Source organism: Aeromicrobium jepli (genome assembly GCF_047246605.1).
In the GTDB taxonomy this organism is placed as follows: domain Bacteria; phylum Actinomycetota; class Actinomycetes; order Propionibacteriales; family Nocardioidaceae; genus Aeromicrobium.
Window position 1 is genome coordinate 72,838 of record NZ_JBFOKO010000006.1, and the last position, 16,899, is coordinate 89,736.

The 16,899-nt window shown below is 71.4% G+C and carries 21 protein-coding genes and 1 tRNA gene; 10 read left to right on the forward strand and 12 right to left on the reverse strand.

All coding sequences use genetic code 11. The features are described from left to right. Positions 1 to 50: 50 nt before the first annotated feature. The 4 genes from AB3M81_RS12580 to AB3M81_RS12595 form a co-directional block, all read right to left on the reverse strand. A complete protein-coding gene (locus AB3M81_RS12580; RefSeq protein WP_412904254.1) occupies positions 51 to 200 on the reverse strand; it encodes a hypothetical protein in 150 nt (49 codons plus the stop codon). 388 nt (positions 201 to 588) lie between these two features. Continuing rightward, positions 589 to 1,707 carry an FUSC family protein gene (locus tag AB3M81_RS12585; RefSeq protein WP_412904255.1) on the reverse strand — a complete coding sequence of 373 codons (1,119 nt, stop codon included), beginning with the start codon at positions 1,705 to 1,707 and terminating at the stop codon, positions 589 to 591. After that, positions 1,704 to 2,024: a GroES family chaperonin gene (locus AB3M81_RS12590; RefSeq protein WP_412904256.1), complete on the reverse strand. Its 321-nt coding sequence runs from the start codon at positions 2,022 to 2,024 to the stop codon at positions 1,704 to 1,706. The genes AB3M81_RS12585 and AB3M81_RS12590 overlap by 4 nt, the downstream gene beginning before the upstream one ends. Next, entirely contained in the window at positions 2,024 to 2,293 is a 270-nt protein-coding gene (locus AB3M81_RS12595; RefSeq protein WP_412904257.1) for a DUF3618 domain-containing protein, read from the reverse strand. Before AB3M81_RS12595 ends, AB3M81_RS12590 begins: the two co-directional genes overlap by 1 nt. A gap of 47 nt (positions 2,294 to 2,340) precedes the next feature. On the opposite strand from AB3M81_RS12595, the gene bcp reads away from it, so the two are divergent. Further along, positions 2,341 to 2,817: a thioredoxin-dependent thiol peroxidase gene (gene bcp / locus AB3M81_RS12600; RefSeq protein WP_412904258.1), complete on the forward strand. Its 477-nt coding sequence runs from the start codon at positions 2,341 to 2,343 to the stop codon at positions 2,815 to 2,817. Position 2,818: 1 nt separating this feature from the next. On the opposite strand, the gene AB3M81_RS12605 is transcribed toward bcp, so the two are convergent. Then, entirely contained in the window at positions 2,819 to 3,220 is a 402-nt protein-coding gene (locus tag AB3M81_RS12605) for a DUF4234 domain-containing protein (protein WP_412904259.1), read from the reverse strand. Between the two features lie 50 nt (positions 3,221 to 3,270). Here AB3M81_RS12605 and AB3M81_RS12610 point away from each other — a divergent pair. Beyond that, positions 3,271 to 3,353, forward strand: a tRNA-Leu gene (locus AB3M81_RS12610). A 45-nt stretch (positions 3,354 to 3,398) separates the two neighbouring features. Here AB3M81_RS12610 and AB3M81_RS12615 read toward each other — a convergent pair. Further along, positions 3,399 to 3,836, reverse strand: coding sequence for a nitroreductase family deazaflavin-dependent oxidoreductase (locus AB3M81_RS12615; protein WP_412904260.1), 438 nt, complete (start codon positions 3,834 to 3,836; stop codon positions 3,399 to 3,401). 132 nt (positions 3,837 to 3,968) lie between these two features. Between AB3M81_RS12615 and AB3M81_RS12620 the strand changes: the two genes are divergently transcribed. The 4 genes from AB3M81_RS12620 to AB3M81_RS12635 all read left to right on the forward strand — a co-directional run bounded on the left by AB3M81_RS12620 (position 3,969) and on the right by AB3M81_RS12635 (position 8,139). Then, the gene (locus AB3M81_RS12620; RefSeq protein ID WP_412904261.1) at positions 3,969 to 4,394 is read left to right on the forward strand and encodes a Fur family transcriptional regulator; all 426 of its coding nucleotides are present in this window, start codon (positions 3,969 to 3,971) and stop codon (positions 4,392 to 4,394) included. Positions 4,395 to 4,433: 39 nt separating this feature from the next. Beyond that, entirely contained in the window at positions 4,434 to 6,641 is a 2,208-nt protein-coding gene (gene katG, locus AB3M81_RS12625; RefSeq protein ID WP_412904262.1) for a catalase/peroxidase HPI, read from the forward strand. An 84-nt stretch (positions 6,642 to 6,725) separates the two neighbouring features. Next, positions 6,726 to 7,283 (forward strand): NYN domain-containing protein, encoded by a 558-nt coding sequence (locus AB3M81_RS12630; RefSeq protein ID WP_412904263.1) that lies wholly within the window; start codon positions 6,726 to 6,728, stop codon positions 7,281 to 7,283. A gap of 28 nt (positions 7,284 to 7,311) precedes the next feature. Next, positions 7,312 to 8,139 carry a sulfurtransferase gene (locus AB3M81_RS12635; protein WP_412904264.1) on the forward strand — a complete coding sequence of 276 codons (828 nt, stop codon included), beginning with the start codon at positions 7,312 to 7,314 and terminating at the stop codon, positions 8,137 to 8,139. A gap of 13 nt (positions 8,140 to 8,152) precedes the next feature. Here AB3M81_RS12635 and AB3M81_RS12640 read toward each other — a convergent pair whose 3' ends face one another. From AB3M81_RS12640 to AB3M81_RS12655, 4 genes are all read right to left on the reverse strand, one after another. Next, positions 8,153 to 8,569, reverse strand: coding sequence for a hypothetical protein (locus AB3M81_RS12640; protein WP_412904265.1), 417 nt, complete (start codon positions 8,567 to 8,569; stop codon positions 8,153 to 8,155). A 101-nt stretch (positions 8,570 to 8,670) separates the two neighbouring features. Then, positions 8,671 to 9,342 carry a methionine ABC transporter permease gene (locus tag AB3M81_RS12645; RefSeq protein WP_412904266.1) on the reverse strand — a complete coding sequence of 224 codons (672 nt, stop codon included), beginning with the start codon at positions 9,340 to 9,342 and terminating at the stop codon, positions 8,671 to 8,673. Next, a complete protein-coding gene (locus AB3M81_RS12650; RefSeq protein WP_412904267.1) occupies positions 9,339 to 10,358 on the reverse strand; it encodes a methionine ABC transporter ATP-binding protein in 1,020 nt (339 codons plus the stop codon). Before AB3M81_RS12650 ends, AB3M81_RS12645 begins: the two co-directional genes overlap by 4 nt. 2 nt (positions 10,359 to 10,360) lie before the next feature. Continuing rightward, positions 10,361 to 11,290 (reverse strand): MetQ/NlpA family ABC transporter substrate-binding protein, encoded by a 930-nt coding sequence (locus AB3M81_RS12655; RefSeq protein ID WP_412904268.1) that lies wholly within the window; start codon positions 11,288 to 11,290, stop codon positions 10,361 to 10,363. A gap of 219 nt (positions 11,291 to 11,509) precedes the next feature. Here AB3M81_RS12655 and AB3M81_RS12660 point away from each other — a divergent pair, with 219 nt between their 5' ends. Genes AB3M81_RS12660 through AB3M81_RS12675 form a run of 4 tightly spaced genes read left to right on the forward strand, consistent with a single transcriptional unit; the run spans position 11,510 to position 14,978 of the window. Further along, positions 11,510 to 12,730, forward strand: coding sequence for a cytochrome P450 (locus AB3M81_RS12660; protein WP_412904269.1), 1,221 nt, complete (start codon positions 11,510 to 11,512; stop codon positions 12,728 to 12,730). Between the two features lie 5 nt (positions 12,731 to 12,735). Continuing rightward, positions 12,736 to 13,197: a tRNA (cytidine(34)-2'-O)-methyltransferase gene (locus tag AB3M81_RS12665; protein WP_412904270.1), complete on the forward strand. Its 462-nt coding sequence runs from the start codon at positions 12,736 to 12,738 to the stop codon at positions 13,195 to 13,197. A 21-nt stretch (positions 13,198 to 13,218) separates the two neighbouring features. Further along, entirely contained in the window at positions 13,219 to 14,160 is a 942-nt protein-coding gene (dapD, locus tag AB3M81_RS12670; protein WP_412904271.1) for a 2,3,4,5-tetrahydropyridine-2,6-dicarboxylate N-succinyltransferase, read from the forward strand. After that, on the forward strand, positions 14,160 to 14,978 hold the full coding sequence (locus tag AB3M81_RS12675; protein WP_412904272.1) for a hypothetical protein: 819 nt from the start codon (positions 14,160 to 14,162) through the stop codon (positions 14,976 to 14,978). The genes dapD and AB3M81_RS12675 overlap by 1 nt, the downstream gene beginning before the upstream one ends. Before the next feature lie 70 nt (positions 14,979 to 15,048). Here the strand turns inward: AB3M81_RS12675 and AB3M81_RS12680 are convergent, their stop codons facing one another. Both AB3M81_RS12680 and AB3M81_RS12685 read right to left on the reverse strand, forming a co-directional pair. Next, positions 15,049 to 15,849 carry an ABC transporter permease subunit gene (locus AB3M81_RS12680; RefSeq protein ID WP_412904273.1) on the reverse strand — a complete coding sequence of 267 codons (801 nt, stop codon included), beginning with the start codon at positions 15,847 to 15,849 and terminating at the stop codon, positions 15,049 to 15,051. Then, positions 15,846 to 16,772, reverse strand: coding sequence for an ABC transporter ATP-binding protein (locus AB3M81_RS12685; RefSeq protein ID WP_412904274.1), 927 nt, complete (start codon positions 16,770 to 16,772; stop codon positions 15,846 to 15,848). Before AB3M81_RS12685 ends, AB3M81_RS12680 begins: the two co-directional genes overlap by 4 nt. Positions 16,773 to 16,899: the final 127 nt, after the last annotated feature.

Here is a 16,899-nt window from a genome sequence, read left to right on the forward strand (position 1 = left end):
GACGAGGGAACGGGCCCGGTGATCCGAGGATCACCGGGCCCGTTCGCATCTCACCGGTTGGCGCGCACGCCCCACAGCTGGGTGTGGACGCTGCGCAGGTGGCGCTCGGCCCGGCGCCGGTGCTTCAGACGCTCCAGGACCACGAGACGATCGAGGTCGGCGCGCACCTGCGGCCGGGTTCCGAAATCGAACAACGACATGGGGGTCACCTCCTCTCCCGTGGCCGCTCCCGTCGATGCCGTCCGGAGGTCCGGGACGGGTGTCGGGAGTGTGGTGTTCGCGGGCATGAGGTGGGGGAATGTCGTGGTCATGACGCGCCTCCTTTCTGATGTCGTCGTGCGTGGATGGGTGAGTGGCAAACAAAAAGCCGCTACGGACGAGCGTCCGGAGCGGCTGGTGATACAGGCGAGGGTGAGCCGGTTACATCAACGACACTGCGGAGGCGGATCCGAGGGCGAATGCGAACGTCGTGTGCTTCATCTCGGGTCACCTCCTGTGGTCGTCTGGATCGCTCGGTCGTGAGCGACCCGTCGACACTAGCGCCATGGAGGCGCCCGTGTCGAGGGTCACGTTCCGGCGTGTCGCGACTCAGTCGATGTCGAGCAGGTCGTCGAGGGCGCTGCGCGGCACTCCCCCGGCCATCAGCAGGTCCGCCGCGAGCGAGCGCACCTGCGCGGCGATCGAGGCCGTGTTGACGGTCAGCCGGTCGGCCATCGCGTGCATCGCGAGGTCCGAGGCCTCGATCAGGCGCACGTTCGCGCGCTCGAGGTCGACGGCCGAGGCGAACTCGTCGGCATAGATCCGCACGGCCTCCTCCAGGGTCTCGACCGACGCGGTCAAGCCCTCGGGGGGCAGCTCGTGGTGGCGCAGCATCGACGCCACGCGGCGGGCCAGCACGCGCGCGTCGCGCATCGCGTTGTCGAGGTCGTTGACGCTGCCGGCGTACCGCTCGACGTCGGACCGCTGGCTCCAGCGCATCGGCGCGAGCCGGACGATCTCGCTGACGTTGAGGGCGGTGGCCTGCAGCGACTCGATCGTCTCCTGCGCGTCCCGCGCCTCCTGCAGCGCAGTGTCGGCGACGTCCGCGTCCGCCGTCCGCATGGCCCGGCCGATGTTCGCCAGCACGGAGGTGAGCCGGTTGAGCAGGTCCTGCAGGCTCTCGTCGATGTCGCGCTTCGTGTTGCGCGGCAGGATCAGCATCATCAGGAAGCCGCACAGGCCGCCGATCAGCGCGTCCGTGAACCGCGTCAGCGCCGGGTTGGAGACGCCCGGCAGCGGCACGACCGCGGCCAGCAGCACGCCCGAGTTGATGGCCTGCGTGAGCGCCATCCCCTTGAGGTTGAACAGCATCGCCGTGACCGCCGTGAGGCCCGCGACGAGCGCCATCTGCCACGCGCCGCGGCCGATCGCCACGATCAGCAGCTCACCGACGAGGACGCCGAACGCGACGCCCAGGACGAGCTCGAAGATCACCCGCTGGCGCCGCCCGGCACCGGCCATCATCGTGATGACGGCGGCGATCGGCGCGAAGAACGCCTGCGTGTGGCCGAGCAGCTGCGTGGCGAGGGCGAACGAGACGCTCGTGGCCACGACGAGCCGCAGCAGCAGCCGCCAGCTGCGCCGGATGCGGAGCAGCCGGTCGCGCAGCGTGACCTCGGGCCGGGGCAGCCGCAACCGGCGGAACGGGAGCCGGTCGCCGCTGCTCACAGGTAGAGGCCGGTCTGGCCCTCGTCGATGCGCTCGGAGGCCACCGCGTGCAGGTCGCGCTCGCGCAGCAGGATGAAGCTCTCGCCGCGCACCTCGACCTCGGCGCGGTCCTCGGGGTCGAACAGGACGCGGTCGCCCACCTCGACGGCGCGCACCTGCGAGCCCACGGCCTCGACGCGCGCCCACGCCAGGCGGCGGCCCATCGCGGCGGTCGCGGGGATGACGATGCCGCCGGAGGAGCGGCGGTCGCCGGCCTCCTTGTCGAGCGAGACCAGGAGCCGGTCGTGCAGCATCCTGATCGGGAGCTTGGCGTCCATCACTTCAGCAGGCGGCGCAGCACCACGAGCCCGGCGATCGTCGCCAGCGTGCCGGTGACGACCGGCACGATGTGCTCGAAGCGCGGGCCCGTCTCCTCGTCGACGAAGTAGGCCTTGACGCCGGCGATCTGGCGCTTGGCGACGTTGGCGGGCTTGACCCGGTCGACCAGCTCGTCGACGTTCCGGCTGAGCCGGTCGAGCAGCACCTCGAGCTCGTCGACGATCTGGTCCGGGGACGCCTGGGCGGGGTCCGACTGCGCTCGTGCCACGGGAGTCCTCTCGATGGTTCGCGGGATGCCTTGTCAGGATAGTGCCCATGACGACCCGACTGCAGCCCGGCGACGCGGCCCCCGACTTCACGCTCCCCACCGACGACGGCGGGCAGGTGACGCTGTCGGACCTGCGGGGACGGCGCGTGATCGTCTACTTCTACCCCGCCGCGATGACGCCGGGCTGCACGAAGCAGGCGTGCGACTTCAGCGACTCGATCGACCGGCTCAAGGCCGAGGGCTTCGAGGTGCTGGGCATCAGCCCCGACGCTCCCGAGAAGCTCGCGCGGTTCCGCGAGCGCGACGGACTCACGATCACGCTGCTGTCCGACCCCGAGAAGGAGGTCCTGACGGCCTACGGCGCGTTCGGCGAGAAGAAGCTGTACGGCAAGGTCGTCGAGGGCGTCATCCGCTCCACGTTCGTGATCGACCCCGAGGGGAAGGTCGAGCTGGCGCAGTACAACGTCAAGGCGACGGGTCACGTGGCGAAACTGCGCCGCGACCTGAAGCTCGACGCCGCCTGAGTCAGCGCGCGGCGCCGACCGAGCGCCAGTAGTCGTTGATCGCCCCGTTCGTGCGGACGAACCACACGATGAGGCCGACCAGGAAGAACCAGCCGAGCAGCAGCGCCCACAGCCCGGTCGCGGCCGAGACGGGCTCGCGCCGCCCCACGCGGCGGTGGAGGGCGCCGGCCTCGTACGAGGTGAGGAACGTCATCACGATGCCGGCGAAGATCGCCAGCAGCAGCGCGACCAGGCCGCCGATGCCGGTGCCGGTGTGGCGCCGCATCTCGTCGTGGACCGCGTAGAACCAGTAGAACGCGTACAGCCCGAAAGTCACGATGGTCAGCAGGATGCACACGCCGGTGCCGCGGACCCGGCCGGCGGGTCCGTGGACGGGCGCGTACGCGGGCGGTGGCAGGGACACGAGGCTCCTCGGCTCGGGGCGGACGGGTCGACCCTAGACTCGATCGCGTTGCCGGTGTGGCGGAATGGGAGACGCGCCAGGTTTAGGTCCTGGTGTCCTCACGGGCGTGCAGGTTCGAGTCCTGTCACCGGCACCCCCGCGCGAGCCTGCACGGAGGGCCGGCGGGGCCGGTCGCCGTTCAGTCGATCGGCTCCAGCACGAACACGGGGATCTGCCGGTCGGTCTTCTTCTGGTACTCGGCGTAGTCGGGCCAGACGGCGACGGACCGGTCCCACCACTGCGCGTACTCGTCGCCCTCGAGCCGGCGGGCGCGGTAGTCCCGGCGGACGTCGCCGTCCTGCAGCTCGACGTGCGGGTTCTTCACCAGGTTGTGGTACCAGGCGGGGTGCTCGGGAGCGCCGCCCTTGGAGGCGACGACGGCGTACTTGCCCTCGTGCTCAACGCGCATGAGCGCGGTCTTGCGCAGCTTGCCCGACTTCGCGCCCACGCTGGTCAGGACGATGATCGGCACGCCCTTGAGCAGGTTGGCCTCGCGGCCGCCCGTGGCCTCGTAGGTCTCGGCCTGCGTGCGGGCCCACTCGGACGTGCTCGGCTCGTACTCTCCGGTCAGTGGCATGAGGTCTCCTCGGGTCGACTCCGACCAGCAAACCACTCGTCCCCGACAGGCGCGAGGGGCGCCGGAGGGATGACCGGGATCACGCTCCGACTTTTCTTGATCCATTCAAGAAAACGATGCTACGGTGACGGCATGTCCCCCACCGACGTCGAGCAGTCACTGCGCGATGCGGGGCTTCGTGTCACCCGCCAGCGCAGTGCCGTCCTCACGGCCGTCACGGCGCATCCGCACGCCGACACGACGACGATCATCGATTCCGCCCGCGAGACGATTCCCGAGCTGTCGCACCAGGCCGTCTACGACGCGCTGAAGGCACTGACGGAGTCCGGCCTCGTCCGCTGCATCGAGCCCGCCGGCTCGGTCGCGCGGTACGAGACCCGCACCGGCGACAACCACCACCACCTGGTCTGCCGCGACTGCGGGCGGATCGTCGACATCGACTGCGCGATCGGCGCCTCACCGTGCCTGACGCCGTCCCACGACCACGGGTTCGTCATCGACGAGGCCGAGGTCGTCTTCTGGGGCCTGTGCCCCTCGTGTGCCCCCACCCACTCCTGAGGCCCTGCCTCAGCCGTTCCGCCCCCCGAAAGGACACGCATGTCTGACCAGAACCACCCCGACGCGATCCTCGCCGAGGTCAACGACCCCGACGAGGCGAAGGGGAAGTGCCCGGTCGTCCACAACCAGCTGCCCAAGCCCACGGCCGGTGACGCCAACCGCAAGTGGTGGCCCGAGCGCCTGAACCTGGGGATGCTGGCCAAGAACGCCCCCGCCCGCAACCCGATGGACGAGGACTTCGACTACCGCGCCGAGTTCTCGACGCTCGACCTGGCGCAGGTCAAGGCCGACATCAACGCGGTCCTGACGGACTCCAAGGACTGGTGGCCCGCCGACTTCGGCAACTACGGCCCGCTCATGATCCGCATGGCGTGGCACAGCGCCGGCACCTACCGCGTGACGGACGGCCGCGGCGGCGCGGGCGCGGGCCAGCAGCGCTTCGCTCCCCTGAACTCCTGGCCGGACAACGTCAACCTCGACAAGGCCCGCCGCCTGCTGTGGCCGGTCAAGCAGAAGTACGGCAAGAAGATCAGCTGGGCCGACCTGATGATCCTCGCGGGCAACGTCTCGCTGGAGACCATGGGCTTCCCGACCTACGGCTTCGCCGGCGGCCGCGAGGACGTGTGGGAGGCCGACGCCGACGTCTACTGGGGCGCGGAGACCACGTGGCTGGGCGACGAGCACCGCTACTCCGGTGACCGCGAGCTGGAGAACCCGCTCGCCGCGGTCCAGATGGGCCTCATCTACGTCAACCCCGAGGGCCCCGCCGGTCACCCCGACCCGCTGGCCTCCGCGCGCGACATCCGCGAGACGTTCGGCCGCATGGCCATGAACGACGAGGAGACCGTCGCGCTCATCGCCGGCGGCCACACGTTCGGCAAGACCCACGGTGCGGCCGAGGCCGACAACCTCGAGGCCGAGCCCGAGGGCGCGCCCATCGAGCAGATGGGCCTGGGCTGGAAGAACAACCACGGCACCGGCCACGGCGCCGACACCATCACCTCGGGCCTGGAGGTCACCTGGACCTACCACCCGACGCGCTGGGACAACGAGTTCTTCCACATCCTGTTCGCCTACGACTGGGAGCTGTTCACCTCGCCCGCCGGCGCGCACCAGTGGCGCCCGGTCAACGGCATGGGCTCGGACATGGTCCCCGAGGCGCACGGCTCCGGTGCCCGCGAGCCGCGCATGCTGACCTCGGACATCGCCCTGCGCGAGGACCCGGCGTACCGCGAGATCTCGCTGCGGTTCAAGAACGACCCGCAGGCGTTCACGGAGGCGTTCGCGCGCGCCTGGTTCAAGCTGACGCACCGCGACATGGGCCCGAAGGTGCGCTACCTCGGTCCCGAGGTTCCGCAGGAGGACCTGCTGTGGCAGGACCCGCTGCCGGCGTGGGAGGGCGAGGTCATCGGCGACGCCGACGTCGCCGCCCTCAAGGCGAAGGTCCTCGAGACCGGCCTGACCGTCTCGGAGCTCGTCGCGACCACGTGGGCGGCCGCGTCGTCCTTCCGCGGCAGCGACAAGCGCGGCGGCCTCAACGGCGCCCGCATCCGCCTCGCGCCGCAGAACGGCTGGGACGTCAACAACCCGGCGCAGCTGGCCAAGGTGCTCGACGTGCTGCAGCGCGTGGCCGACGGCTACGAGAAGAAGGTCTCGCTGGCCGACGTCATCGCGATCGCCGGTGCGGCCGCGATCGAGAAGGCCGCCCGTGACGGTGGCGTCGAGGTCACGGTGCCGGTGACCGTGGGCCGCGTCGACGCGACCCTCGAGCAGACCGACGTCGAGTCGTTCTCGCACCTCGAGCCGCGTCACGACGGGTTCCGCAACTACGAGGGCAAGGCCGGCATGCCCGCCGAGTACGAGCTCATCGACCGCGCAAACCTGCTGACCCTGACGGCTCCGGAGATGACGGTGCTCGTCGGCGGCCTGCGCGTCCTGGGCGCCAACTACGACAACTCGTCGCTGGGCGTCCTGACCGACCGCGTCGGCGTGCTGACGAACGACTTCTTCGTCAACCTGCTCGACATCGACACGCAGTGGACCGCCACGGACCCGTCCAGCACGCGCTTCGCCACGAAGGACGGCCGCTGGACCGGCACCCGCGCCGACCTGGTGTTCGGCTCGAACTCCGAGCTGCGCGCCCTGGCCGAGGTCTACGGCAGCGACGACGCGAAGGAGAAGTTCGTGAAGGACTTCGTCGCCGCGTGGACGAAGGTCGTCGACCTGGATCGCTTCGACCTGGTCTGATCCGCCTGCCGCACGACGCCCCCGGGACCCGTGTCCCGGGGGCGTCGTCGCGTCCGGGGCCGCCGCGCCGCGTAGGGTCGGGGCGTGAGCGGATCCCTGACCTACCTGCTGGTCGACGGCGAGAACATCGACGCGACCCTCGGCATGTCGATCCTGGGCCGGCGGCCCCAGCCCCAGGAGCGCCCCCGGTGGGACCGGCTGCTGCGGTTCGCCGAGGACGTGTGGGACCAGCCCGTGCAGGGCCTGTTCTTCCTCGCGGTCGACACCGACCTGCCGATGCCGTTCGTGCAGGCGCTCACGTCGATCGGCTACCGGCCGATCCCGCTCACCGGCACGCCCGACCAGAAGGTCGTGGACATCGCCATCCAGCGCACGCTGGAGGAGATCGAGCGGCGCGAGAACGACGTCATGCTGGCCAGCAACGACGGCGACTTCGTCCCGCAGGTCGAGGCCCTCGTCAGCGGCCGGCGCCGCGTGGCGGTGCTCGGCTTCGAGGAGTTCCGGAACTCGCGCTTCAACGCGCTGGTCTCCCGCGGGCTGGAGTGCTTCGACCTCGAGCACGACGTCGACGCGTTCACCGTGCCGCTGCCGCGCATCAAGGTCATCCCGATCGACGAGTTCGACCCGCGCGACATCCTCTGAGCCGGCGCGGCGGCCTACCGTGGGCGACATGATCCTCATCTCCGCGGACGAGCTCGCCGCCGAGCTGGCGTCCGACCACCCACCGGTGGTCCTCGACGTCCGATGGACGCTCGGCGGCCCTCCCGGCGACGCCGCGCACCGCGCGGGGCACGTCCCGGGCGCCGTGTTCGTGCCGCTGGACGCCGAGCTGGCCGCGCACGGCGAGCCGACCGACGGGCGTCACCGGCTGCCCGCGCCGGAGGACCTGCAGCGCGCGGCGCGGCGCTGGGGCGTGGACGACGACTCCCGCGTCGTCGTGTACGACGACAACGGGAACCTCGCCGCCGCCCGCGCGTGGTGGCTCCTGCGCTGGGCCGGCCTCGACGACGTGCGCCTGCTCGACGGCGCCCTGGCGGCCTGGGTCGCCGGCGGGCACGAGCTCGAGACCGGCGACGTCGTCCCCGCACCGGGCGACGTCACGCTGACGTCCGGGGCGCTCCCCGTGCTCGAGCTCGAGGACGTCGCCGCGTTCGCCGCGACGGGCGTGCTGCTGGACGCCCGCGCGGGCGAGCGCTACCGCGGCGAGGTGGAGCCGATCGACCCGAAGGCCGGCCACATCCCCGGCGCCCGCAGCGCCCCCACGACCGACAACCTCGCCGAGGACGGCCGCTTCCGCTCGCCCGAGGAGCTTCGCGCGCGGTTCGCCGCGCTCGGCGCCGACGACTCCCGGCCCGTGGCCGCGTACTGCGGATCGGGCGTGACGGCGGCCCACGAGGTCGCCGCTCTCGCGATCGCGGGGGTGGACGCCGCGCTCTACCCCGGCTCGTGGTCGCAGTGGAGCAACCTCGACCTGCCCGTCGCCACGGGCGCCGACTGAGCGCCGGCCCGGCTCACGCGGCCGGCGAGACCTCGCGCTCGGCCTCGTCCGGGACGGCCGCCGCGACGAGCTCGTCCCCGGTCGCCTGCTCCCAGCCCGGACGGCTGAACAGGTCGATCTCGACCGGCCAGGCGTCCCGCACCTCGCGGTCGGCGGGCAGCAGCGCGACCGAGCCGAGCATCGCGTCGTCGGCGGCGTCCTCGGTGACGATCCACTGCGCGCGCTCGGGATGCGTGAGCACGGCGTCGTACAGGCCCAGGCGCACCCACGGCGCCGGCAGGCCGGTGCCGGCGTCGACCAGCTCGGCGCGACGGCTCGGGCCCACGGGCTGGGAGATGGCACACACGGCGAACACGGGACCGCCCTCGTCGAGGCGGATCAGGTCGCCCGCCCGCAGCTGCGAGACCGGGCGACGCATCATGTCCGTCATCAGTGCTCTCCTCCGTGCGCTCTCGTGATGTCCGGCATCCAGTGAGCCACAGGCGGAGGGACCTCGCCACTTGGCAATGGCCCGTACCAACATGTGAGACGTCAGCGACGCAGCACCCTCCGCGCCAGCGTGTTGCCGGCCCACTGGCCCACCTGCACGAACGCCACGATGATCAGCACGACCGTCCACGTGACGACGGTGTCGAACTGGCGATAGCCGTACTGCTGCGCGAACGCGCCCAGGCCACCCGCGCCGATCGCGCCCGCGATCGCGCTCATGTCGACGATCGCGACGAACGCGAACGTGTAGCCCAGGATCAGCGGCCCGAGGGCCTCCGGGACGACCACGGTCGTCAGGATCCGCAGGCGGCTGGCGCCCATCGACCGGGCCGCCTCGATCACGCCGGGCTCGACCGTGACAAGGTTCTGCTCGACGATGCGCGCGATGCCGAACATCGCCGCGAGCGTCATCGCGAAGATGATCGCCCGGTTGCCGATGCCGATGCCCACGACGGCGCGCGCCAAGGGCTGCACCGCCGCGATGAAGATGACGAACGGGATGGGCCGGAAGAAGTTCACGACCACGTTCAGCACGGCGAACAGCGCGCGGTTGGCGTACAGCCCGCCTGCCCGCGTCGCGTAGAGCGCCAGGCCCAGGCCGAGGCCCAGGACGCCGCCGATCGCCACCGTGATGGCGACCATGTAGACGGTCTCCCACGTGGCCTCGCCGACGAGCGGCCACAGCTCGGGCAGGTTCGTGTCCGTGGCGATCATGCGAGCACCTCGACTCCCTCGAGGCGGCCGACCTCGGCCACCGCGGCATCGGCAGCGTCGCCGGCGACCGCCAGCGTCACGTGCCCGAACACGGCCGAGCCGACGCGGTTCACGCCGCCCTGCACGACCTCGACCGAGACGCCGTGCCGCGCCAGCAGCGCGAACACGTCGGCCTGGCTCGTGTGGCCCTCGACGTCGACCGTCAGGAGGCGGCCGGGGAACTGGCGCCGCAGCGCGGCGAGGTCGTCTCCGCTGGGCACCTCGTCCACGAGCGTCGCCACGAAGCGGCGGGTCACGTCCTCGCGCGGGCGCGCGAAGATCTCGGCGACGGGACCGCTCTCGACGACGCGGCCGCTCTCCATGACACTGACCCGGTGGGCCAGCGTGCGCACGACGTCCATCTCGTGCGTGATGACGATGATCGTGATGCCGAGCTGCTCGTTGACCCGGCGCAGCAGCGAGAGCACCTCGCGCGTCGTGTCCGGGTCCAGGGCGCTCGTCGACTCGTCGGCCAGCAGGATCGAGGGGTTCGTCGCGAGCGCGCGGGCGATGCCGACACGCTGCTTCTGCCCGCCCGAGAGCTGCTCGGGGTAGGCGTGCGCCTTGTCTGCGAGGCCGACGAAGTGCAGCAGCTCGGAGATCCGCCGCTGGCGCTCCGCCTGGCCGACGCCGGCGAGCTTGAGCGGGAACTCCAGGTTCCCCCAGACGGTGCGCGACCGCATGAGGTTGAACTGCTGGAAGATCATGCCGATGCCCTGCCGGACCCGGCGCAGGTCACGGTCGCCGAGCGCGTCGAGACGCGTCCCGTCGACCGTGACCGTGCCGGAGGTCGGCTGCTCGAGCGCGTTGACGAGCCGCACCAGCGTGGACTTGCCCGCGCCGGAGTACCCGACGATGGCGTGGATCTCGCCGCTCTCGACGTCGAGATCCACGCCGCGGATCGCCTCCACGGGAGCGCCACCGCGCTTCGTCGGCGCGAACGTCTTGTGAACGTCCCGCAGTTCGACCAGGGCCATCGTCAGCGCTGCGCCTGGATCTGGGACTGCACCTTGGCCAGCGACTCCTGCAGCTCGGCGGCGGGCGTCTTCAGCAGCTGCGCCGTGTTGCCCGAGACCTCCTGGACGCCCTCCTGGACCTTCTTGCTGTTCTGGTAGATCTCGATCAGCTTGGCGTAGGTCTTGTTGTCCTGGTCCTCGGCGCGAACGGCGAAGACGTTGATGTACGGCACGGCGTTCGGGTCGGACGGGTCGTCCTGCGCGATCGCGTCCTCGAACTTCAGGCCCGCCTTCTCCACGAAGTCGTTGTTGACGATCGCGGCGGCCACGTCAGGCAGCGAGGTGGGCGTCAGGTCGGCCTTGATCGCCTTGACCTTCACCTTGGAGGCGTCCTCGTCGACGTCGGCGAGCGTCGAGAAGATCGAGCCGCCGTCCTTGAGCTCGATGAGGCCGGCGGACTGCAGGATCAGCAGGCCGCGCGCCTGGTTGGTGTCATCGTCGGGCACGACGACGGTGTCGCCGTCCTTGATGTCCTCGACCGAGTCGACCTTCTGCGAGTACAGGCCCAGCGGGTAGATCGCCGTGGCGCCGACCGGCACCAGGTCCTGCTTGTTGGCGACGTTGTAGTCGGCCAGGTAGACGATGTGCTGGAACTGGTTGATGTCGATCTCGCCCTCGGTCAGCGCCGGGTTGGGCTGGGCGTAGTCGGCGAAGTCGACGACCTCGAGGTCGATGCCCTCGTCCTTCGCCTCGTCGGTGAGGGTCTTCCAGTACGGGTCGCTCGCGCCGACCGTGCCCAGGCGGACCTTGGTCAGGTCGTCGCCGGCACCGCCGCCGCGGGTGAACGCGAAGATGAGCAGGCCCGCGATGACGGCCAGCACGACGACCGCGATCGCGATCGCGCGGCCGCGGCTCTTGGGGGCCTCGATGAGCGGGGAGTTCGTGTCGGACACGGTGGTTCCTTTCCGGGGGGAAGCGGCCCTCCTCGTGAGAGGGACGTCCACGACCGTAGGCAGGTCGGCGACCCCGTCCCGGCGCCGTCTCACGTGCCAAGAACGGCCGATTTCCCCCGGATTCCCGTGATAACGAGGCGTCGTGGGACTGCAGGTGGCCGCCATCGTGACCAACGACACGCCGTGCATGGAGTCCGCGTCCGCGGGAACGTCCCCCGCGTGAGCCCCGCACGCACGTCCTCGCCCACCGCCTCCTTCGGCGTCGACCGCTCGGTCGCGCTGCTGCGCCACGGCTACCGCTTCTGGGACGCGGAGCGCCGCCGCCAGACGGCGGAGGTCCCGCAGACCCGCCTGCTCCACGAGCGCGCCACGACCGTCCGCGGTCCCGCCGGCGCGGAGTTCTTCTACGAGGAGTCGGGCACCGAGCGCGCGAGCGCCCTGCCGACGGCCCTCGTCGGCCCGCTCTTCGGCCGGGGGCCGGTCCACATGCTCGACCGCGGCCCCCACGCGCACCGCAAGTCGCTCTTCACCGACGTGTTGGACGCGCAGGCGTCCGTCGACGTCACCGAGCGCCTCGCCCGGCTCTGGGAGGAGCGCGTGCCCACGTGGACCACGGTCGACCTGTTCGACGAGGTCGGCGCGATGCTGTTCGAGGCCGGGTGCGACTGGATCGGCATCCCGTACGAGGATCACGAGGTCCGCCGCCGCACGCGCGACATGCTCGCGATGGTGGACGGCTTCGGCGCCCCGAACGCGCGCAACGTCCGCGCCCGGATCGCGCGCCACCGGACCGATGCGTGGATGAGCGACCTGGTCGAGCGCTCGCGCGCCTCCCTGTACGGCGACACCCCGCTGGACCGTGTCGCGCGATTCCGCGACCAGGACGGCGAGCTGCTGCCCGTCCACACCGCCGCCGTCGAGGCGATCAATCTGATCCGGCCGCTCGTGGCCGTCACCTGGCTGGTCTCGGGCCTGTTCCGCGCGTACGCGGACCATCCGCAGATCGGTGCCGACGTGCTGGCCGGCCGGATCTCGCCGCTGCACGTCGCCGACGAGGTGCGCCGGACCCAGCCGTTCGTGCCGTTCCTCGCGACGCGCGCGACCCGCGACCTCGAGTGGGACGGCAAGACGATCCCCGAGGGCACGCTGATCGTCCTGGACGTGTGGGGCACGAACCACGACCCCGTCACGTGGGAGCGCCCGGACGAGTTCGACCCGCGCCGGTTCGAGCGCACCGAGGTCACGCCGTACAACCTCGTCCCGCAGGGCGGTGGACTGCGGGCCACGGGCCACCGCTGCCCCGGCGAGGACCTCACCCTCGCGGTGCTGATGACGCTGGCACCGCGCGTCGCGGCGTTCTCGTGGCGGCTCGAGGACCCGCGCCCGGGGTTGCGCCGGATGCCTCCCGCGCCGCGCCAGCGGATCACGCGCCTAGAGTGACCTGCGTGTTCCGGATCCTGTTCTTCGAGCCCCGCATCGCCGGCAACACCGGCAACGCGATCCGGCTCGCGGCGGCCACGGGCAGTCACCTGCACCTGGTCGACCCGCTGTTCGACTTCGAGGACAGCAAGCTGCGCCGGGCCGGCCTGGACTACCACGACCTCGCCGTCGTGACGGTCCACGCCACGATCGAGGACGCCTACGACGCCCTGCTGCCGGCGCGCGTGTTCGCCTTCACGACCGGCGCCACCACCCGGTACACCGACATCGCGTACGAGCCCGGCGACGTGCTGCTCTTCGGGCCCGAGCCGACCGGCCTGCCGCCCGAGGTGCTCGCCGACGAGCGGGTCACCGAGGCGCTGCGACTGCCGATGCAGCCGGCCCGCCGCTCGATGAACCTCGCGAACTGCGCGTCGATCGCGGTGTACGAGGCCTGGCGACAGCACGGGTTCGCCGGCGGGGTGTGAGCCCTCGATAGCCTTGGGGGCATGAGCGACTCCCCCCGATCGGCCCACGCCTGGGGCCTGGCCACCGTCACGCCCGATGGCACCGTCCTGGACGTCTGGTACCCCGAGCCCGTGCTCGGCCCGGCACCCGAGACGACGATCGAGCCGCCCGAGCTGGTCGCCGCGGCGCGCCACGACGCGGTCCGCGACGTCGAGACCGTCGTGATCCACACCGAGATCGCCGACCTCGACGCCGCCCCGAAGGACGCGCTCGACGTCTACCTGCGCCTGCACCTGCTCTCCCACCGCCTCGTGCAGCCCCACGGGCTCAACCTGGACGGTCAGTTCGGCCTGCTGGCCAACGTCGTGTGGACCACGATCGGCCCGTGCGCGGTCGCGGGCTTCGAGACCGTGCGCGCCCGCGCCCGCGCCGCCGGACTGACCGTCTCGGTCACGAGCGTCGACAAGTTCCCCCGCATGACCGACTACGTCGTCCCCTCGGGCGTGCGCATCGGCGACGCCGACCGCGTCCGCCTCGGCGCGCACCTGGCCGAGGGCACCACCGTCATGCACGAGGGCTTCGTGAACTTCAATGCCGGCACGCTCGGCCACGCGATGGTCGAGGGCCGCATCTCGGCGGGCGTCGTCGTGGGCGACGGCTCCGACGTCGGTGGCGGTGCCTCGATCATGGGCACGCTGTCCGGTGGCGGCAAGGAGGTCATCAGCGTCGGCGAGGGCTGCCTGATCGGCGCCAACGCCGGCATCGGCATCTCGCTGGGCAACGACTGCGTGGTGGCGGCGGGCACCTACGTCACCGCCGGCTCCAAGGTCACGATGCCCGACGGCAAGGTCGTCAAGGCGTCCGAGCTGTCCGGCAGCGACGGCATCCTGTTCCTCACCAACACCGAGACGGGCACGCTCGAGGCCCGCCCCCGCGCCGGCCGCACGGGCGTCGAGCTGAACGCCGCGCTGCACGCCAACTGATGCGCTGGATCGTCGCCACCGTCGTCTCGACGGTGGTGCTCGTCCTCGTCGTGTTCAAGCTCTTCGAGGACGGCATGACGTCGTCGGGCTACTGCGTCGCGCAGGTCGGCGACCGGACGGTGGAGGTGGACGCCGAGCAGGCCAAGTGGGCCTCGCTCATGGCGGCGAAGGCGTTCGAGCGCGACCTGTCGCCGCGCGCCGTGACGATCGCGATCGCCACGGCGTACCAGGAGTCGAAGCTGCGCAACATCGACTACGGCGACCGCGACTCCGTCGGCCTGTTCCAGCAGCGGCCGTCGCAGGGGTGGGGCACGGTCGAGCAGATCATGGACCCGCGCTATTCCATCGGGAAGTTCTACGACGCGCTCGTCAAGGTCGACGGCTACGAGTCGATGGAGATCACCGACGCCGCGCAGGCCGTGCAGCGCTCGGGCTTCCCCGAGGCGTACGCCGACCACGAGGCCGACGCGCGGGTGCTGGCGTCGGCGCTGCGCGGCTACTCCCCCGCCGCTCTCGCGTGCGCCACGGACCCGGAGGCGGGCACCACGACCGACCTCGAGTCCTATCTCGACGAGGCCTGGGGCCGGGTCCGGGTGGACTCCGACCCGTCGTCGGGCCAGAGCTCGATCGTCCTGTCCGGCGAGGACATCGGCGTCCGCGGCTGGGCCCTGTCGCAGTTCCTCGTGGCCAACTCGACGGAGTTCGGCATCAGCGAGGTCGCGTTCGACGACATGCGCTGGGAGGCCGGCCAGGAGGATCCCGGCTGGGAGCCCACCGAGGACGCCAGCCGCACCCGCATCACCTTCAGGCGGGGCTGACCCCCGGACGCACGGAAGCCGTCCCACCCGCGACGAGCAGGTGGGACGGCTTCCGGGTGCGCGGCGGGCGTCAGCCCACGTCGCGGCGCAGCGTGACGAGTCGCCCGAGCAGGACGAACACGGCCACGTACGCCAGCAGCACGGCGGCGCCGGCACCGCGCGACAGCAGGTCGGTCGAGGCGTCGGTGGCGAAGAAGCTCGCGCCCATGACGGCGTCGGCCGCCGCACCGGGCATGAACTTGGCCACCTCGGACGTCGCGTCCCACGCCGCGAGGGCGACGCGGGCGATCGGCTCGACGAACTGGGTGAACGCCACGATGACGATGATCGCCGCGACCTGGTTGGTCAGGACGCTGCCGATCGCGGTGCCGAGCACGGCCCAGATCGTCATGACGACGACCGACATGCCCAGCAGCGTGAGCACGTCGGACGAGCCCAGGTACGTGCCGTCACCGCGCCACGCCAGGATCGGCGCGGCGGCGAGCACGGTCGCGATCGTGCCGATGACGCCGTAGACGATGCCCACGACGACGCCGGCGACGAGCTTGGCCGCCATGAGCACCGTGCGGTTCGGCTGGGTGAGCAGCGTGGCCGTGATCGTCTGGTGCCGGTACTCGCCCGTGAACAGCAGGCTGCCGATGATGAGCGGGAACACGTAGCCGATCGGGCTGGTCAGCGAGTAGATCTGCTTCGCGAGCTCCTCGCCCTCGGCGACTGCCTCGCCGCCACCCATCGACTCGGGGTCGACGGTGAACGCGAACGCCATGAACCCGGCGATGAACACCAGGTATGCCACCAGCACGAGGGCCAGGATCCACCACAGGCGGGTGGTGAACAGCTTGCGGATCTCCGCCGTGATCGCGGCGCTCATGCGGCGACACCGCCTCGCGACGCCGGGGCGTCGGGACTGGAGGTCAGGCGCAGGAACACGTCCTCGAGCCCCACGCCCACGTCCGCGAGCTGGTGCAGCTCGATGCCCGCGGCGAACGCGGCCGAGCCGATCGTGGCGGCGCTGACGTTGAGGATGTCGACGCCGCCGGCGACCGCCTCGGACCGCCAGCCCTGCTCGGTCACGAGGCGCTCGATGGCCTCGGGCTTCGGGCCCGTGACGCGGGTGCGGGACTCGACGAGCGCGTGCAGCTCGCGCAGCGGGGAGGCGTGCACGAGACGGCCCTGCGCGATGATCACGACGTCGTCCACGGTGTGCTGGACCTCGCTGAGCACGTGGCTGGACACCAGGACCGTGCGGCCCTCGGCGGCGAACGCGCGCAGCAGGTGGCGCAGCCAGACGATGCCCTGCGGGTCGAGGCCGTTGGCCGGCTCGTCGAGCAGGATCACGTCGGGGTCGCCCAGCAGCGCGTAGGCCAGGCCGAGGCGCTGGCGCATGCCCATCGAGTAGCCGCCGACGCGCCGCTTGGCCGCGTCGGTCATGCCGACCAGCTCCAGCAGCTCGTGGCACCGGGCGTCGCTGGCGCCCACCTGCGGCGCGTAGACGCGCAGGTGGTCCAGGCCCGTGCGGCCGGGGTGGAAGCTCGAGGCCTCGAGCGCGGCGCCGACGGTGGCGCCCGGCTTCTCGAGGTCCGTGTAACGGCGTCCGCCGATCAGCGCCGAGCCCGCGGTCGGCCGGACGAGGCCGAGCAGCATGCGCAGGGTCGTGGTCTTGCCGGCGCCGTTGGGCCCGAGGAAGCCGGTGACGGCACCGGGCCGCACCGTGAAGCTCAGGTCGTCCACTGCCTTGACGGAGCCGAACTGTTTGGTCAGGTGATCGACGACGATGTCGGTCTCAGTTCGCATGCCTCGACCCTAATGGGCCGGTGGCCCGGCGCCGAAACCATGGACCGCGAGTGGTGCAAGCATCCGTCGCGACCGGCGCAGAAACGCCCGCCACTCGACGAGTGGCGGGCGGAACTGCGCCACTCGC